This is a genomic window from Pseudomonas sp. HMSC065H01, assembly GCF_001815235.1.
Classification (GTDB): Bacteria; Pseudomonadota; Gammaproteobacteria; order Pseudomonadales; family Pseudomonadaceae; genus Pseudomonas; species Pseudomonas aeruginosa.
In genome coordinates, this window is record NZ_KV819929.1 from 1 (window position 1) to 18,724 (window position 18,724).

At 68.1% G+C, this 18,724-nt stretch carries 2 protein-coding genes; both read left to right on the top strand.

Annotated elements, in window-relative coordinates; translation table 11 throughout:
• Nucleotides 1–9,452, top strand: a 9,452-nt coding sequence (locus tag HMPREF3014_RS27095) for a non-ribosomal peptide synthetase (protein WP_070753856.1), incomplete at its 5' end; no start/stop codon positions are given.
• Nucleotides 9,453–18,724, top strand: a 9,272-nt coding sequence (locus tag HMPREF3014_RS27100) for a non-ribosomal peptide synthetase (protein WP_141765484.1), incomplete at its 3' end; no start/stop codon positions are given.

Below are 18,724 nucleotides of genomic sequence, written 5' to 3' on the forward strand. Positions count from 1 at the left end.
TGAGTCCGAACGGCAAGCTGGATCGCAAGGCGCTACCGGCGCCTGAAGTAAGCGTGGCGCAGGCAGGCTACAGCGCACCGCGCAACGCAGTGGAGCGAACCCTGGCGGAAATCTGGCAGGACCTGCTGGGCGTCGAGCGGGTCGGCCTGGACGACAACTTCTTCAGCCTCGGCGGCGACTCGATCGTCTCGATCCAGGTAGTCAGCCGTGCGCGCCAGGCCGGATTGCAACTGAGCCCGCGCGACCTGTTCCAGCACCAGAACATCCGCAGCCTGGCCCTGGCGGCCAAGGCGGGTGCGGCGACGGCGGAACAGGGTCCGGCAAGCGGCGAGGTGGCGCTGGCGCCGGTACAGCGCTGGTTCTTCGAGCAGTCGATTCCCAACCGCCAGCACTGGAACCAGTCTCTCTTGTTGCAGGCGCGCCAGCCGCTCGACGGCGACCGGCTGGGGCGTGCCCTGGAACGCCTGCAGGCGCAGCACGATGCCCTGCGCCTGCGTTTCCGCGAAGAGCGCGGCGCCTGGCACCAGGCCTACGCCGAGCAGGCCGGCGAGCCGCTGTGGCGCCGGCAGGCGGGGTCCGAGGAGGTGTTGCTGGCGCTTTGCGAAGAAGCCCAGCGCAGCCTCGACCTCGAACAGGGGCCGCTGCTGCGTGCGCTGCTGGTGGACATGGCCGACGGCAGCCAGCGCCTGCTGCTGGTCATCCACCACCTGGCGGTGGACGGGGTGTCCTGGCGCATCCTGCTGGAAGACCTGCAGCGTCTCTATGCCGACCTCGACGCCGATCTCGGGCCGCGTAGCAGTTCCTACCAGGCCTGGAGCCGGCACCTGCACGAACAGGCCGGCGCGCGCCTGGACGAACTCGACTACTGGCAGGCGCAACTGCACGACGCTCCGCATGCGCTGCCATGCGAAAACCCGCACGGCGCCCTGGAAAACCGCCATGAGCGCAAGCTCGTCCTGACCCTGGACGCCGAGCGTACCCGGCAGTTGCTGCAGGAAGCCCCGGCGGCCTACCGGACCCAGGTCAACGACCTGCTGCTGACCGCCCTGGCCCGCGCGACCTGCCGCTGGAGCGGCGACGCCAGCGTGCTGGTGCAGCTCGAAGGGCACGGCCGCGAGGACCTCGGCGAGGCCATCGACCTGAGCCGCACGGTGGGCTGGTTCACCAGCCTGTTCCCGCTGCGCCTGACCCCGGCCGCGGACCTCGGCGAGTCGCTGAAGGCGATCAAGGAGCAACTGCGCGGCGTGCCGGACAAGGGTGTCGGCTACGGCCTGCTGCGCTACCTGGCTGGAGAGGAGGCTGCGACCCGCCTGGCCGCACTGCCGCAGCCGCGGATCACCTTCAATTACCTGGGCCGGTTCGACCGTCAGTTCGATGGAGCGGCGCTGCTGGTACCGGCCACGGAAAGCGCCGGCGCCGCCCAGGATCCGTGCGCCCCGCTGGCCAACTGGTTGAGCATCGAAGGCCAGGTCTACGGCGGCGAGCTGAGCCTGCACTGGAGCTTCAGCCGGGAAATGTTCGCCGAGGCGACCGTCCAGCGCCTGGTCGATGACTACGCGCGGGAGCTGCACGCGCTGATCGAGCATTGCTGCCAGGAGGGCAATGTCGGCGCCACGCCGTCGGACTTCCCTCTCGCGACGTTGCGCCAGGAGCAGTTGGATCGCCTGCCTCTGGCGCGGATCGAGGACATCTACCCGCTGTCGCCGATGCAGCACGGCATGCTGTTCCACTCGCTCTACGAGCAGGCTTCCGGCGATTACCTGAACCAGCTCCGAGTCGACGTCCATGGACTCGATCCCGCGCGCTTCCGCGCCGCCTGGCAGGCGGCGCTGGACAGTCATGACATCCTGCGCGCCGGCTTCCTCTGGCAGGGCGATCTGGAGCAGCCGCTCCAGGTGATCCACAAACACCTCGAACTGCCGTTCGCCGAGCATGACTGGCGTGGTCGCGAAGCGCTCGCCGAGGCTCTCGACGAGCTGGCCGCGAGCGAACGCCAGCGGGGTTTCGAGCTGGAGCAGGCGCCCTTGCTGCGGCTGGTCCTGGTGCGTATGGACGAAGAGCGCTACCACCTGGTCTACACCCACCACCACATCCTGCTGGATGGCTGGAGCAGCGCGCAGCTGCTCGGCGAGGTGCTCGCTCGCTACACCGACGAACAGGCCGAGCGCACGGGTGGGCGCTACCGCGACTACATCACCTGGCTGCAGGCACAGGACAAGCGCGTCAGCGAAGCATTCTGGAAAGAACAACTGGCGGAACTGCTGGAGCCGACACGCCTGGCCCAGGCGGTCGCCGCCGAGCGCGAGCAGGTCGGCAGCGGCCAGTTCCAGCGCAGCCTGCCGCCGGCACGCACCGCGCGCCTGAAGACGTTCGCCCAGCGGCACGCGGTGACCCTCAATACCCTGGTGCAGGCCGCCTGGTCGCTACTGCTGCAACGCTACACCGGGCAGGATACGGTGGTCTTCGGCGCCACCGTCGCCGGCCGTCCCGCCGAACTGGCCGGGATCGAAAGGCAGATCGGCCTGTTCATCAATACCCTGCCGGTGGTCGCCACGCCGCAACCGGGCATGCGCCTCACCGACTGGTTGCAGGAGGTGCAGGCGCGCAGCCTGGCGCTGCGCGAGCAGGAGCACACGCCGCTGTTCGAGATCCAGCGTTGGGCCGGGCTCGGCGAGGCGCTGTTCGACAGCCTGCTGGTATTCGAGAACTACCCTGTGGCCGAAGCCCTGGAAAAGGGGTCGCCAGGCGGCGTGCGCTTCGGCCCGGTGAGCAATCATGAACAGACCAACTACCCGCTGACCGTCGCCCTGGGCGTCGGCGACAGTCTGTCGCTGCAATACAGCTATGACCGCCAGGCGTTTTCCGATGCCGCGGTCGAGCAGTTGGACCGGCACCTGCTGAACTTGCTCGAAGGCTTCGTCGACAACGCCGAACGGACTCTGGTCGAGCTGAGCCTGCTGGATGCCGAGGAGCGCGCGCTGATCGATTCGCTGTGGAACCGCAGCGAGTCGGGCTTCCCCGCTTCGCCGCTGATCCACCAGCGGGTGGCGGAGCGCGCACGCCTGGCCCCGGACGCGCCGGCGGTGCTGTTCGACGACCAGGTGCTGAGCTTCGCCGAGCTGGACAGCCGGGCCAATCGCCTGGCACATGCGCTGATCGCCCGCGGCGTCGGTCCCGAGGTGCGGGTGGCGATCGCCATGCAGCGCAGTGCGGAAATCATGATTGCCTTCCTCGCCGTGCTGAAGTCCGGCGGCGCCTACGTGCCCCTGGACATCGAGTACCCGCGCGAACGCCTGCTGTACATGATGCAGGACAGCCGCGCGCACCTGCTGCTGACCCAGAGCCACCTGCTCGACCGACTGCCGATTCCCGACGGGCTGTCCTGCCTGTGTCTGGACCGCGAACAGGAGTGGGCCGGTTTCCCCGCCCATGATCCAGAGGTGGCGCTGCATGGCGACAACCTGGCCTATGTGATCTACACCTCCGGCTCCACCGGCATGCCCAAGGGCGTGGCAGTGTCCCACGGCCCGCTGGCGGCGCACATCGTGGCTACCGGCGAGCGCTACGAGATGACCCCGGCGGACTGCGAGCTGCACTTCATGTCGTTCGCCTTTGACGGCTCCCATGAAGGCTGGATGCACCCGTTGATCAACGGTGCGCGGGTGCTGATCCGTGACGACAGCCTGTGGCTGCCGGAGCAGACCTACGCGCAGATGCATCGTCACGGCGTCACCGTCGCGGTGTTCCCGCCGGTCTATCTGCAGCAACTGGCCGAGCACGCCGAGCGCGACGGCAACCCGCCGGCGGCCCGGATCTACTGCTTCGGCGGCGACGCGGTGGCGCAGGCCAGCTACGACCTGGCCTGGCGCGCGCTACGCCCGCAATACCTGTTCAACGGCTACGGACCGACCGAAACGGTGGTCACCCCGCTGCTCTGGAAAGCCCGCCCGGACGACCCCTGTGGCGCCGCCTACATGCCGATAGGTACGCTGCTGGGCAATCGCAGTGGCTACATCCTCGATGCCCAGTTGAACCTGCTGCCGGTCGCTGTGGCCGGTGAGCTGTACCTTGGCGGAGAAGGCGTGGCGCGCGGTTACCTGGAGCGTCCGGCACTGACCGCCGAACGTTTCGTGCCGGATCCCTTCGGCGCGCCCGGCAGCCGCCTGTATCGCAGCGGTGACCTGACCCGTGGGCGGGCGGATGGCGTGGTGGACTACCTGGGACGGGTAGACCACCAGGTGAAGATCCGCGGTTTCCGTATCGAGCTGGGCGAGATCGAGGCACGCCTGCGCGAGCAGGCGGCGGTGCGCGAGGCGGTGGTGGTCGCCCAGGCGGGTGCCAGCGGCCAGCAACTGGTCGGCTACGTGGTCCCGCAGGATCCGGCGCTGGTCGAGGATGCCGGTGCCCAGGCGGCCTGCCGCGACGCCTTGCGCAAAGCGCTGAAGGAACGCTTGCCCGAGTATATGTTGCCGGCGCATCTGCTGTTCCTGGCGTGCATGCCGCTGACCCCCAACGGCAAGCTGGATCGAAAGGCCCTGCCCAAGCCCAGTGCCGACCAGCAGCAACGCGACTACCAGGCACCGCGCAGCGAAGTGGAAAGACAACTGGCGACGATCTGGGCGGAGGTGCTGAAGCTGGAGCAGGTCGGCCTGGCCGACAACTTCTTCGAGATCGGCGGCGATTCCATCATTTCCCTGCAGGTGGTCAGCCGTGCGCGCCAGCTCGGCATCCATTTCACTCCGAAGATGCTCTTCGAGGCGCAGACCATCGGTGCCCTGGCTCCGCTGGCCGAGAGCGGTACGCAGGTGCTGGCGATCGACCAGGGACCGGTGACCGGCGTCACGCCGTTGCTGCCGATCCAGCAGGGTTTCTTCGCCGAAGAGGTCGCCGAGCGCCACTGGTGGAACCAGTCGGTACTCCTGGAAGCCCGCGAGCCGCTCGATGCCCGGCACCTTGAGCAGGCCCTGCGGGGCGTGCTGGAGCACCACGATGCGCTGCGCCTGTCCTTCACCCGCGAGGCGGCCGGCTGGACGGCGCGCCACCGGGGTGTGGAAGAGGGCGCTGCGGCGCTGCTCCGCGTCGCTCGGGTCGCCGACCTGGCGGCGCTGCGGGCGCTTGCCGACGAAGTCCAGCGCAGTCTCGACCTGGCCGATGGGCCGTTGTTGCGCGCCCTGCTGGCGACTTTCGACGACGGCAGCCAGCGCCTGCTGCTGGTTATCCACCATCTGGTAGTGGATGGCGTGTCCTGGCGTATTCTCTTCGAAGACCTGCAGACCGCCTACCGGCAGTTGCTGGCGGGTCAGGCCGTCGAGCTACCGGCCAAGACCAGCGCCTTCAGGGATTGGGCCGAGCGCCTGCGGGCGTTTGCCGGTGACGGCGGCCTGGATGGCGAACTGGCGTACTGGCAAGGGCAATTGCAGGGCGCCTCCAGCGACCTGCCGTGCCTCGACCCGCTGGGCGACCAGAGCAACCGCCATGCCCGTTCGGTCAGTTGCGGACTGGACGCTGAGGCGACCCGGCAATTGCTGCAGGAAGCGCCGGCCGCCTACCGCACCCAGGTCAACGACCTGCTGTTGACCGCGCTGGCGCGGGTGATCTGCCGCTGGACCGGGCAGGTCGATGCGTTGATCCAGTTGGAAGGACATGGTCGCGAAGAACTCTTCGCCGAGATCGACCTGACGCGCACGGTGGGCTGGTTCACCAGCCTGTTCCCGCTACGCCTGACGCCGGCCGAGGGCATCGCCGCATCGATCAAGGGCATCAAGGAGCAACTGCGCGCGGTGCCGAACAAGGGCATCGGCTTCGGCGCCCTGCGCTACCTGGGCAGCGCGGCGAGCCAGGCAGCCCTGGCCGGGTTGCCGGTGCCGCGCATCACCTTCAACTACCTCGGCCAGTTCGACGGCAGTTTCGCCATGGAGGAGGGCGCATTGTTCGTTCCGGCCGGCGAGCGTGCCGGCGACGACCAGAGCCCGGACGCGCCGCTGGCCAATTGGCTGGCGCTGAACGGACGCATCTATGGCGGCGAACTACGCATCGACTGGAGCTTCAGCGGCGAGCGCTTCGAAATCGCCAGCATCCAGCGCCTGGCCGACGCCTATCGCGACGAACTGCTGGCGCTGATCGCCCACTGCCGCGTGGCCGAGGGCCAGGGTCTGACGCCCTCGGACTTCCCGCTGGCGCGCCTTGACCAGGCGCGTCTCGACCAATTGCCGCTGGCGCCCTGCGAAGTCGAGGACCTCTACCCGCTATCGCCGATGCAGCAGGGCATGCTGTTCCACAGTCTGTACCAGCAGGAGGCCGGCGATTACATCAATCAACTGCGGGTCGACGTCGACGGTCTGCATCCGGAGAGCTTCCGCGCGGCCTGGCAGGCGGCGCTGGACGAGCACGATGTGTTGCGCAGCGGGTTCCTCTGGCAGGGCGCCTTCGAGACGCCGCTGCAGGTGGTGCGCAAGCGTGTCGAGGTGCCGTTCAGCGTACTTGACTGGCGCGGTCGCGAGGACCTGGCGGCGGCCCTCGACGAGCTGGCTGCCGGCGAAGGCCGGCTGGGCTTCGACCTGAGCGAGGCGCCGCTGTTACGCCTGGTACTGGTGCGCACGGACGAAGAGCGCTACCACCTGATCTACACCAATCACCATATCCTGATGGACGGCTGGAGCAACTCGCAGCTGCTCGGCGAGGTACTGCAGCGCTACCGTGGCGAAACGCCGCCGCGCTCCGGCGGCCGCTATCGCGACTACATCGCCTGGTTGCAGCGCCAGGACGCCGCGCTCGCCGAGGCCTTCTGGCTGCCGCGCCTGCGCCAACTGGACGAGCCGACCCGCCTGGGGCAGTCGATCGCCCAGGCCAGGCAGCGCGGCAAGGGCTACGCGGAACGGTTGCGCGAGCTCGATGGCGAGCAGACCCGGCGCCTGGCCGAGCTGGCCCGCGAGCAGAAGATCACCGTCAATACCCTGGTCCAGGCCGCCTGGCTGATGTTGCTGCAACGCTATACCGGACAGGACAGCGTGGCCTTCGGCGCTACTGTCGCCGGTCGCCCGGCTGAACTGAACGGTATCGAGGAGCAGATCGGCCTGTTCATCAATACCCTGCCGGTCATCGCTACCCCGCTTCCGCAGCAGAGCCTGGCGTCGTGGCTGCAGGCGGTGCAGGGCGAGAACCTGGCCCTGCGCGAATTCGAACACACGCCGCTGTACGACATCCAGCGCTGGGCCGGGCAGGGCGGCGAGGCGCTGTTCGACAATATCCTGGTGTTCGAGAACTACCCCGTTTCGCAGATGCTCCAGCAGCAGGCCTCGCAAGGCCTGGCTTTCGGTGCCGTGGGCAACCACGAGCAGACCAACTACCCGTTGACCCTCAGCGTAAGCCTGGGGCAGCGCCTGGAACTGCAGTTCGCCTATGACCGCGAGCATTTCGACGACGCCAGCGTGGCGCGCCTGGATCGTCACCTGACGCACCTGCTGGCGCAGATGGTCGAGCGTCCGGCCAGCACCTGCCTGGCCGAGTTCCAGCTGCTGGAAGCAGCGGAGCGGCGCCAGGCGATCTTCGACTGGGGGCGCAACCCGGGACGCTATCCGGACGAGCGCAGCGTCGAGCAGCTGTTCGCCAGCCGCGCGGCGATGGAGCCCGAGCGGGTGGCATTGCTCTTCGAGGAGCGCCAGCTGAGCTACGGCGAGCTCAACGCCCAGGCCAACCGCCTGGCCCACCGCCTGATCGAGCTGGGCGTGGGGCCTGACGTGCTGGTTGGGATCGCCGTCGAGCGCGGGCTGGAAATGATCGTCAGCCTGCTGGCGGTGCTCAAGGCCGGCGGCGCCTACGTACCGCTGGACCCGGAATATCCGCAGGAGCGCCTCGGCTACATGATCGAGGACAGCGGCATCGCCCTGTTGCTCAGCCAGAGCCACCTGCTGCAACGCCTGCCAGCGGCCTCCGGGATCGCCTGCCTGGCGCTCGACCAGGCGTGGGACTGGCAGGACCGTCCGGCGAGCGACCCGCAGTTGCGGGCGCATCCGCAGAACCTCGCCTACGTGATGTTCACCTCCGGTTCCACCGGCCGTCCCAAGGGCGTCGGCATCAGCCGAGAGAGCCTGTCGCGGCATACCCACGTTTCGCTGGCGTTCTTCGGCATCGGGCCGGACGACCGGGTGCTGCAATTCTCCACCTTCAATTTCGACGGCTTCGTCGAGCAGCTCTACCCACCGCTCGCCTGTGGCGCCTCGGTGGTGCTGCGCGGCACCGAGATCTGGGACAGCGAGACGCTGTACCGGGAGATCGTCGAGCGACGCATCACCACGGTGGACCTGACTACCGCCTACTGGAACATGCTGGCCAAGGACTTCGCCAACCAGGGCGTGCGCGACTACGGCGCGCTCCGTCAGGTCCACGCCGGGGGCGAGGCGATGCCGCCGGAAAGCCTGGTGGCATGGAAGGCCGCCGGGCTGGAGCATGTGCGCCTGCTCAACACCTACGGCCCCACCGAGGCGACCGTCACGGTCACCACCCTGGATTGCGCGCCCTACGTCGACGGCAGCAAGGCGATCCCGGCGACCATGCCGATCGGCAAGGTGCTGCCGGGCCGCGCCATCTATCTGCTGGACGATGCCGGGCAACCGGCGCCGGTCGGGGCGGTCGGCGAGCTGGTGATCGGCGCCGAGCTGCTGGCGCGTGGCTATTTCAAGCGTCCCGACTTGACGGCCGCACGCTTCATTCCCGATCCGTTCGACGAGCAGGGCGGCGGCCGCCTGTACCGCACCGGCGATCTGGCACGCTACGGCGCCGACGGGGTGATCGAGTACGTCGGCCGGGTCGACCATCAAGTCAAGGTCCGTGGCTTCCGCATCGAACTGGGCGAGATCGAGGCCTGCCTCGGCGAGCACCCGGCGGTGCGCGAGGCCCTGGTCATCGCCGTCGAGGGTGCTGCCGGGGCGCAGCTGGTGGCCTATCTGGTGCCGCAAGCGGAAGCGCTGGCTAGCGCCACGCTGGAGGTACAGGCCACGCTGCGCAACGAGCTGAAGGCCCTGCTGCGCGACAGCCTCCCCGAATACATGGTGCCGGCGCACCTGCTGTTCCTCGAACGCCTGCCGCTGAGCCCCAACGGCAAGGTCGACCGCAAGGCTCTGCCGGCGCCCGACGCCAGTCTCCTTCAGGAGGCCTACGTGGCGCCGCGCAGCGAGCTGGAATGCCAGGTCGCGGCGATCTGGCAGGAGGTGCTGAAACTCCAGCGGGTTGGCCTCGACGACCATTTCTTCGAACTCGGCGGGCACTCGCTGCTGGCCATCAACGTGATTTCGCGCATTCAACTGGAGCTGGGCATGAAGCTCACCCCCCAACTGTTGTTCCAATTCCCGACCCTGGGGCTTTTCGTCAGCAATCTGGAAAAGGCCGGTGGGCAGGTCGACACATCGAAACTGAACAAGCTGGAAGCCCTGCTTGATGAAATGGAGGAAGTTTGAATGGACATGAGCGTAGCTTTGCGGGTTGCCCGGCGCTTCATCACGCTTCCTCTCGACAAGCGCAAGCTGTACCTGGCGAAGATGCAGGAGGAGGGCGTGACGCCGGCCAACCTGCCGATTCCCGAGGTGGCCTCGGCCTTCGAGCGTATCCCGTTGTCCTATGCCCAGGAGCGCCAGTGGTTCCTCTGGCAGATGGACCCGCAGAGCGCCGCCTACAACATTCCCTCGGCGCTGCGCCTGCGTGGCGAACTGGACGTCGAGGCGCTGTCCGCCAGCCTGGGCGCCATCGTCGAACGCCACCAGAGCCTGCGCACCGTGTTCGTCGAGGACGAACAACTGGATGGCTTCCGCCAGCAGGTGCTGGCGTCGGTCGACGTACCCGTCCCGGTTACGCTGGCGGGCGACGACGACGCGCAGGCGCAGATTCGCGCTTTCGTTGAAAGCGAGACGCAACAGCCCTTCGATCTGCGTAACGGTCCGCTGCTTCGCGCGCGCCTGCTGCGCTTGGCGGCCGACGATCACGTGCTGACCCTGACCATCCACCATGTGGCAGCCGACGGCTGGTCCATGCGGGTACTGGTGGAGGAACTCATTGCCCTGTACGGCGCGCGCCGGCAAGGCGTCGAGGCGACGCTGCCCGATTTGCCGATCCAGTATGCGGACTATGCGATCTGGCAACGACACTGGCTGGAAGCCGGCGAACGCGAGCGCCAGCTGGAGTACTGGATGGCGCGGCTGGGCGGAGGGCAGAGCGTGCTCGAACTGCCGACGGACCGCCAGCGCCCGGCGCTGCCGAGCTACCGTGGCGCGCGCCATGAACTGCAGTTGCCGCAGGCGTTGGGCCGACAGTTGCAGGCGCTGGCGCAGCGCGAAGGGACGACGTTGTTCATGCTCCTGCTGGCCTCGTTCCAGGCGCTCCTGCATCGCTACAGCGGCCAGGACGAGATCCGCGTCGGCGTGCCGGTGGCCAACCGCAACCGGGTCGAGACCGAGCGGCTCATCGGCTTCTTCGTCAATACCCAGGTGCTGCGCGCCGATCTTGATGCGCAGATGCCGTTCCTTGACCTTCTACAGCAGACCCGTGTCGCCGCGCTCGGCGCCCAGTCACATCAGGACCTGCCGTTCGAGCAACTGGTCGAGGCTTTGCAACCGGAGCGCAGTCTTAGCCACAGCCCACTGTTCCAGGCCATGTACAACCACCAGAACCTGGGTTCCGCAGGTCGCCAGTCGCTGGCGGCGCAGTTGCCGGGGCTGAGCGTCGAGGACCTCTCGTGGGGCGCGCACAGCGCGCAATTCGACCTGACCCTGGACACCTACGAATCGGAACAGGGCGTGCACGCCGAATTCACCTATGCCACCGACCTGTTCGAGGCTGCGACCGTGGAGCGCCTGGCACGTCACTGGCGCAACCTGCTAGAGGCCGTCGTCGCCGAGCCGCGAAGACGCCTCGGCGACCTACCGCTGCTCGACGCCGAGGAGCGCGCCACGCTGCTGCAACGCAGCCGTCTGCCGGCGAGCGAATATCCCGCCGGGCAGGGTGTGCATCGCCTGTTCGAGGCCCAGGCCGGGCTGACCCCGGACGCGCCGGCCTTGCTGTTCGGCGAGGAACGCCTGAGCTACGCCGAACTCAATGCGTTGGCCAACCGCCTCGCCTGGCGTCTGCGCGAGGAGGGTGTCGGCAGCGATGTACTGGTCGGTATCGCGCTGGAGCGCGGCGTACCCATGGTGGTGGCCCTGCTGGCGGTGCTCAAGGCCGGTGGCGCCTATGTGCCGCTGGATCCGCAGTATCCCGCGGACCGCTTGCAGTACATGATCGACGACAGCGGACTGCGCCTGTTGCTCAGCCAGCAAAGCGTGCTGGCGCGCCTGCCGCAGTCGGATGGGCTGCAAAGCCTGCTGCTCGACGACCTGGAGCGACTGGTGCACGGCTACCCGGCGGAAAACCCGGACCTGCCGGAGGCGCCCGACAGTCTCTGCTACGCGATCTACACCTCCGGTTCCACCGGCCAGCCGAAAGGCGTGATGGTCCGCCATCGAGCCTTGACTAACTTCGTCTGCAGCATCGCCCGGCAACCGGGCATGCTGGCGCGGGACCGTCTGCTGTCGGTGACCACCTTCTCCTTCGATATCTTCGGCCTCGAGCTATACGTACCGCTGGCGCGTGGCGCCAGCGTGCTGCTCGCCAGCCGCGAGCAGGCCCAGGATCCCGAGGCCCTGCTCGATCTGGTCGAGCGGCAGGGCGTCACGGTATTGCAGGCGACCCCGGCAACCTGGCGGATGCTGTGCGACAGCGAGCGTGTCTACCTGCTGCGTGGCTGCACCCTGCTGTGCGGTGGCGAGGCGCTGGCGGAGGACCTGGCGGTGCGTATGCGCGGATTGTCGGCATCGACCTGGAATCTCTACGGGCCGACCGAGACGACGATCTGGTCGGCGCGGTTCCGCCTCGGCGAAGAGGCCCGCCCGTTCCTCGGCGGGCCGCTGGAAAACACCGCTCTGTACATCCTCGACAGCGAAATGAACCCATGTCCGCCCGGCGTCGCCGGCGAACTGCTGATCGGCGGCGATGGCCTGGCGCGTGGCTACCATCGCCGCCCCGGCCTGACCGCCGAACGCTTCCTGCCCGACCCGTTCGCCGCCGACGGTTCGCGCCTGTACCGCACCGGCGACCTGGCTCGCTACCGCGCCGATGGGGTCATCGAATACCTTGGACGGATCGACCATCAGGTGAAGATCCGGGGATTCCGCATCGAACTCGGCGAAATCGAGACGCGTCTGCTGGAGCAGGACAGCGTGCGCGAGGCGGTGGTCGTCGCCCAGCCGGGGGTGGCCGGGCCGACCCTGGTGGCCTACCTGGTGCCCACCGAGGCCGCGCTGGTCGGCGCCGAGTCGGCGCGCCAGCAGGAACTGCGCAGCGCATTGAAGAACAGCCTGCTGGCGGTTCTCCCGGACTACATGGTGCCGGCGCACATGCTGTTGCTGGAGAACCTGCCGCTGACGCCGAACGGCAAGATCAACCGCAAGGCGCTGCCGCTGCCGGACGCGAGCGCGGTCCGGGACGCCCATGTCGCGCCCGAGGGCGAGCTGGAACGGGCCATGGCGGCGATCTGGAGCGAGGTCCTCAAGCTCGGCCACATCGGTCGGGACGACAACTTCTTCGAGCTGGGCGGCCACTCGCTGCTGGTGACCCAAGTGGTTTCCAGGGTACGCCGCCGCCTCGACCTGCAGGTGCCGCTGCGTACCCTGTTCGAGCACAGCACCCTGCGCGCCTATGTGCAGGCCGTGGCGCAGTTGGCGCCGGCCGCCCAGGGCGGGATCGTCCGATGCGCCAGGGACGCATCGCCGCAGCTGTCGTTCGCCCAGGAACGCCAGTGGTTCATCTGGCGCCTGGATCCGCACAGCGCGGCCTACAACATCCCGGTGGCGTTGCGTCTGAAGGGACCGCTGCGGCGCGATGCCCTGCAGGGTGCCCTGGACCTGCTGGTGCAGCGCCATGAAACGCTACGCACCACCTTCGTCGAACACGATGGCGCACCGCGGCAGGTCATCCACCCGACGCTGCCGATAGCCATCGAGGAGCGACGACCGCCGGTGGCCGGCGAAGACCTGAAGGGGCTGGTGGAAACCGAGGCCCATCGGCCGTTCGACCTGCAACGCGGACCGCTGCTGCGGGTCCTGCTGTTGCCGCTGGCGACGGACGAATGCGTGCTGGTGCTGACTCTTCACCACATCATCGCCGATGGCTGGTCGATGCAGGTCCTGGTGGACGAACTGATCCGCGTCTACGCCGCGCTTCGGCATGATGAGCCCCCCGCGCTGGCGGAGTTGCCGATCCAGTACGCCGACTTTGCGGCCTGGCAACGCCAATGGATGGATGGCGGCGAGCGTGAGCGTCAACTGGGCTACTGGGTTTCCCGCCTGGGCGGCGAGCAGCCGTTGCTGGAGTTGCCCAGCGACCGGCCGCGCCCGCAGCAGCAGAGCCATCGCGGCCGGCGCATCGGCATCCCGTTGCCGGCGGAACTCGCCGAAGCCCTGCGGCGGCTGGCCCAGGCCGAGCAGGGCACGCTGTTCATGCTGCTGCTGGCCTCGTTCCAGGCACTCCTGCATCGCTACAGCGGGCAGAATGACATTCGTGTCGGAGTACCCATCGCCAACCGCAATCGCGAGGAGACCGAGGGGCTCATCGGCTTCTTCGTCAACACCCAGGTGTTGTGCGCCGAACTCGACGGGCAACTGCCGTTCCGCGAGTTGCTACGGCAGGTCCGGCGGGCGGTGGTGGAAGCGCAGGGTCATCAGGACCTGCCGTTCGAGCAACTGGTGGATGCGTTGCAGCCGGAACGCAGCCTCAGCCATGCGCCGTTGTTCCAGGTGATGTACAACCACCAGCGCGACGATCATCGCGGTTCGCGTTTCGCCTCCCTGGGCGAACTCGAGGTCGAGGACCTGGCCTGGGACGTGCAGACCGCGCAGTTCGACCTGACCCTGGATACCTACGAATCCTCCAATGGCCTGCTTGCCGAACTGACCTATGCCACCGATCTCTTCGACGCGTCGAGCGCCGAGCGCATCGCCGGCCACTGGCTGAACCTGCTCCGGTCGATCGTGGCCCGGCCGGAGGCGCGCATCGCCGAGCTGAAACTTCTGGACGAGGCCGAAGCGCGTGCCGACCTGCTGCAATGGAACCCCCATCCGCAGGACTTCCCCCCGGCGTCCTGCCTGCACCGCCTGATCGAGCGCCAGGCCGCCGAGCGACCGCGGGCGACGGCAGTGGTCTACGGCGAACGCGCGCTCGACTACGGCGAATTGAACCTGCGGGCCAATCGCCTGGCGCACCGGCTGATCGAGCTCGGTGTCGGCCCCGACGTGCTGGTCGGCCTGGCGGCCGAGCGCAGCCTGGAGATGATCGTCGGTCTGCTGGCGATCCTCAAGGCCGGCGGCGCCTATGTCCCGCTCGATCCGCGCTACCCCAGCGACCGGCTGGGCTACATGATCGAGGACAGCGGCATCCGCCTGCTACTGACCCAGCGCGCGGCGCGCGAGCGCTTGCCGCTCGGCGAGGGCCTGCCCTGCCTGCTGCTGGACGCGGAGCATGAGTGGGCCGGCTACCCGGAGAGCGATCCGCAGAGCGCCGTCGGCGTCGATAACCTGGCCTATGTGATCTATACCTCCGGCTCTACCGGAAAACCGAAGGGTACCCTGCTGCCGCATGGCAACGTGCTACGCCTGTTCGATGCCACTCGGCACTGGTTCGGTTTCTCCGCGGACGACGCCTGGAGCCTGTTCCACTCCTACGCGTTCGATTTCTCCGTCTGGGAGATCTTCGGCGCGTTGTTGCATGGCGGCAGGCTGGTCATCGTCCCGTACGAGACCAGTCGTTCGCCAGAGGACTTCCTGCGCCTGCTGTGCCGGGAACGGGTGACGGTGCTGAACCAGACGCCGTCGGCCTTCAAGCAACTGATGCAGGTCGCCTGCGCCGGCCAGGAGGTTCCGCCGCTGGCCCTGCGGCATGTGGTGTTCGGTGGCGAGGCGCTGGAAGTGCAGGCCCTGCGCCCATGGTTCGAGCGTTTCGGCGATCGAGCGCCGTGCCTGGTCAACATGTATGGGATCACCGAGACCACGGTGCACGTGACCTATCGTCCGCTGTCGCTGGCGGATCTCGACGGCGGGGCGGCCAGTCCGATCGGCGAGCCGATCCCGGACCTGTCCTGGTATCTGCTCGACGCCGGGCTGAACCCTGTGCCCAGGGGCTGCATCGGCGAGCTGTATGTGGGGGGCGCGGGATTGGCGCGGGGCTATCTGAATCGCCCCGAGCTGAGTTGCACGCGCTTCGTGGCCGATCCGTTCTCCACGACTGGGGGACGTCTGTACCGGACCGGCGACCTGGCCCGCTATCGATGCGACGGGGTGGTCGAGTACGTCGGTCGGATCGACCACCAGGTCAAGATTCGCGGCTTCCGCATCGAACTGGGCGAAATCGAGGCCCGCCTGCTCGCGCAGCCGGGCGTGGCCGAGGCGGTCGTGCTGCCTCACGAGGGGCCGGGCGCTACGCAACTGGTCGGCTATGTCGTGACGCAGGCGGCGCCAAGCGACCCCGCCGCGTTGCGCGACACGCTGCGCCAGGCCTTGAAGGCGAGCCTGCCGGAGCACATGGTGCCCGCCCACTTGCTGTTCCTCGAGCGCCTGCCGCTGACGGCCAACGGCAAGCTGGACCGGCGCGCCTTGCCCGCCCCGGACGCCAGCCGCCTGCAGCGGGACTATACCGCGCCGCGCAGCGAGCTGGAGCAGCGCCTGGCGGCGATCTGGGCGGATGTGCTGAAGCTTGGCCGCGTCGGCCTGGACGACAACTTCTTCGAACTTGGCGGCGACTCGATCATTTCCATCCAGGTGGTCAGCCGCGCGCGCCAGGCCGGGATCCGGCTGGCGCCCAGAGACCTGTTCCTGCACCAGACGATCCGGGGCCTGGCCGGCGTGGCCGTCGAGGGCCGGGGCTTGGCCTGCGCCGAACAGGGGCCGATCAGCGGGAGCACGCCGCTGCTGCCGATCCAGCAGATGTTCTTCGAACTGGATATCCCGCGGCGCCAGCACTGGAACCAGTCGGTCCTGCTGGAGCCGGGGCAGGCACTCGACGGTACGCTTCTGGAAACGGCGCTGCAGGCGTTGCTGGCGCACCACGATGCGTTGCGCCTGGGCTTCCGCCTCGAAGACGGGACCTGGCGCGCCGAACACCGCGCGGTCGAGGCCGGCGAGGTGCTGCTGTGGCAGCAGTCGGTCGCCGACGGCCAAGCGCTGGAAGCCCTGGCGGAGCAGGTCCAGCGCAGTCTCGACCTGGGCAGCGGGCCACTGTTGCGCGCGCTGCTGGCGACGCTCGGAGACGGCAGCCAGCGGTTGTTGCTGGTGATCCACCATCTGGTGGTGGACGGGGTTTCCTGGCGGATCCTCCTCGAAGACCTGCAGACCGCCTACCGCCAGTTGCAGGCCGGCCAGGCCGTTGCGCTACCCGCCAAGACCAGCGCCTTCAAGGCGTGGGCCGAACGCTTGCAGGCGCATGCCCGCGACGGCGGCCTGGAGGGCGAGCGCGGCTACTGGCTGGCGCAGCTCGAAGGTGTATCCACCGAACTGCCCTGCGATGATCGCGAGGGTGCGCAATCGGTCCGGCATGTCCGTTCGGCACGTACCGAGCTGACCGAAGAGGCCACGCGCCGGTTGTTGCAGGAAGCGCCGGCGGCCTACCGGACCCAGGTCAACGATCTGCTGCTCACCGCCCTGGCGCGGGTCATCGGTCGCTGGACCGGCCAGGCGGATACCCTCATCCAGCTCGAAGGACACGGGCGCGAGGAGCTGTTCGAGGACATCGACCTGACCCGCACGGTAGGCTGGTTCACCAGCCTGTTCCCGCTGCGCCTGTCGCCGGTGGCGGAGCTGGGCGCTTCGATCAAACGGATCAAGGAGCAACTGCGCGCGATTCCGCACAAGGGGCTGGGTTTCGGCGCCCTGCGTTACCTCGGCAGCGCCGAGGATCGGGCGGCGCTGGCGGCCCTGCCGAGTCCGCGCATCACCTTCAACTACCTGGGACAGTTCGACGGCAGCTTCTCCGCCGATTCCTCCGCGCTGTTCCGTCCCAGCGCCGATGCGGCCGGCAGCGAGCGCGACAGCGACGCGCCGCTGGACAACTGGCTGAGTCTCAACGGCCAGGTCTATGCCGGCCGGCTCGGTATCGACTGGAGCTTCAGCGCCGCGCGTTTCAGCGAGGCGAGCATCCTTCGCCTGGCCGATGCCTATCGCGACGAGCTGCTGGCGCTGATCGAGCATTGTTGCGCCGCCGATGTCGAAGGCGTGACCCCTTCGGACTTCCCCCTGGCCGGGCTCGACCAGCGGCAACTGGACGCTTTGCCCCTGGCGGCGGGCGAGGTGGAGGATCTCTATCCGCTGTCGCCGATGCAGCAGGGTATGCTGTTCCACAGCCTGTACCAGCAGAACAGCGGCGACTACATCAACCAGATGCGTCTGGACGTGGAAGGCCTGGATCCCCAACGCTTCCGCGAGGCCTGGCAGGCGGTGCTGGATGCCCACGAAGTCCTGCGCAGCGGGTTCCTCTGGCAGGGCGCGCTGGAAAAACCGCTGCAACTGGTGCGCAAGCGCGTCGAGGTGCCGTTCAGCGTGCACGACTGGCGCGACCGCGCGGACCTCGCCGAGGCGCTCGATGCCCTCGCCGCCGGCGAGGCCGGGCTCGGCTTCGAACTCGCCGAGGCGCCGCTGCTGCGGCTGGTGCTGGTGCGTACCGGCGAACGCCGGCACCACCTGATCTACACCAATCACCACATTCTGATGGACGGCTGGAGCAACTCGCAGTTGCTCGGCGAAGTCTTGCAGCGCTACCGCGGCGAGACGCCGTCGCGCTCGGATGGGCGCTATCGCGACTACATCGCCTGGCTGCAACGCCAGGATGCGGGTCGCACCGAGGCGTTCTGGAAGCAGCGCCTTCAGCGGCTGGGCGAGCCGACCCTGCTGGTTCCGGCGTTCGCCCACGGGGTGCGGGGTGCCGAGGGCCATGCCGATCGCTATCGGCAGCTGGACGTCACCACGAGCCAGCGCCTGGCAGAGTTCGCCCGTGAGCAGAAGGTGACGCTCAATACCCTGGTCCAGGCGGCCTGGCTGATACTGCTGCAACGCTTCACCGGGCAGGACACCGTGGCCTTCGGTGCCACCGTATCCGGTCGTCCGGCGGAGCTGCGCGGGATCGAGGAGCAGATCGGCCTGTTCATCAACACGCTGCCGGTGGTCGCCAGCCCGTGTCCGGAGCAGCCGATTGGCGACTGGCTGCAGGCGGTGCAGGGTGAAAACCTGGCGCTGCGCGAGTTCGAGCACACGCCGTTGTATGACATCCAGCGTTGGGCCGGGCAGGTCGGCGAGGCCCTGTTCGACAACATCCTGGTATTCGAGAACTACCCGGTTTCCGCAGCGCTGGCGGAAGAGACACCGGCGGACATGCGGATCGACGCGCTTAGCAACCAGGAGCAGACGCACTATCCGCTGACTCTGCTGGTGAGCGCCGGAGAGACCCTCGAACTGCACTACAGCTATTCCCGCCAGGCTTTCGACGAGGCGGCGATCGAGTGCCTGGCGGAACGCCTCGAACGCTTGTTGCTGGGGATGTGCGAAAACCCGGGGGCGTCGTTGGGCGAGCTGGACAGCCTGGCTGTCGCCGAGCGCTACCAGTTGCTGGAAGGCTGGAACGCCACTGCTGCCGAGTACCCGCTGCAACGCGGCGTGCACCG